The 1,644-nt window shown below is 40.7% G+C and carries 1 protein-coding gene; it reads left to right on the top strand.

Features of this window, described 5'->3' with window-relative positions; genetic code table 11:
* The first annotated feature begins 527 nt into the window (after positions 1-527).
* On the top strand, positions 528-1,544 hold the full coding sequence (locus PX481_RS01235; RefSeq protein WP_288027671.1) for a vWA domain-containing protein: 1,017 nt from the start codon (positions 528-530) through the stop codon (positions 1,542-1,544).
* Positions 1,545-1,644: the final 100 nt, after the last annotated feature.

Raw genomic sequence — 1,644 nt, forward strand, 5'->3', positions numbered from 1 at the left:
AAAAGTACCAGATCCCGGAGTGATCGGGTGGAAAATTCCGGGACTTTTTCCCTGAAAATTAGGTAATTGACCCCCTCAAAATCGCTAAAACCCTACACCCTACACCCCACAACCGTTCGGACCTCGGCGTGAGCTTTTGTCAAACGCTGAGCTCACGGCCGAAGCCTGCCCCCAGGAAAAACTTTTTGCCGCAAACCCTATTTATTGTAGGGGCGTAAGGCTTGCGCTCAGACTAAATCTGGTTTTATTGGCTACTCCTGATCTATTCGTCTTGAGCTAAAGCGATTATGCCATCTGATTTGTAAATTTTTGTGAAGATTTATGGTTTATCTTGAATAACTGAGGAAACTAGCTCAAATAACTGGTAAAACCAAAAATAACCCTTTTTTGAGCTATTTATCATCAATTAATCTTAAATTAAGTCTAAAAAGACTATTTTTGGCAATTAAAGCCTAAGCTTGTTGATCTTCTGCATAACTTCTCCTCTAAGTCACGATATAGAGAAGTAGGGTGATCAAAAACAGCCTATGACTAGCTTAAGACAGAAGCGAACGAGAAAAATCAGTAAACCCCTGCTCTTTGGGTTATGGGGTGCGGGAGGGTGCTTAATTGCTTCTCTTTTTGGTGAAATTTTCCTTCATTTTGCCTTACCCCCTGCTATTACCCCTGTCACTCCCTCTATTCCTAAAGTAGATATACTCTTTGTTTTAGATGTCACTGCAAGTATGAATGAGGAGATAAATGGCGTAAAAGAAGGAATTCAGCAGTTTTCCCAAGAATTAAGCAGCCAAAAGCTAGATGCAAAAATCGGATTAATTGCCTTTGGCGATCGCTTATATGGGGAAGAAAGCCAGATTTTAAGCTTTCCCGACGGAGTTTTTACCGCAGATCCGACTTTATTTAGGCAAAAAGTGGCGGAAATTCAACAAGTTAATGGCGGAGATGCTCCAGAAAGCAGTTTAGATGCTTTAGATTTAGCAGCAAATCAGCCTTTTCGCTCAGATTCGACTAAAGTTATCCTTCTGATCACGGATGCTCCTCCTCAAGTTCCTGATTTAACGATGAAATCTTTAGATGGGGTTAAGAGAAGTTTACAGATTCACCAGATTAACCAACTTCACTTAGTTATACAGTTTACGGATCAATTCACCTATCGTCAATTACAGGCAAATAACCCTGGAGAAGTCTTTTTGTTGGGTGAAACCGCATCGGGAAGACAAGGATTTGCCAAAATCTTACCCTTACTGGGTGAAACTATTGCTCAAACCACTTTACAAAGTTTACAAAGTAATCAAAATTATGCCACAGAAGATCGAGAGCGATTATTGATGGTGACATCGGTTTGGACGGGAATTTTAGCCATTGGTATTGCTTTAGCCTTAATAATGGGGCAAAATGCCTATTTGCGTCGTCGTCTTTTAGGGATATCCGAAGGTTTTCAAGGCACATTTGGCAGTGTCATCGCTGGAATTATTGCCGGAGCAGTCGGACAGTTAATTTTTACGGCTCTTCGGTTTGTGTTATGCAATGGATGGGGGTTATAAGGAATGAAACCCTTATAGAGACAGACATTACCGCGATTTTTGTCAATTGTTTGCGATCTAGAGCGAACTAATCAATTAAATCTCTTGCCAGATAAGGATT

This window comes from Microcystis sp. M53603_WE2 (assembly GCF_030065435.1).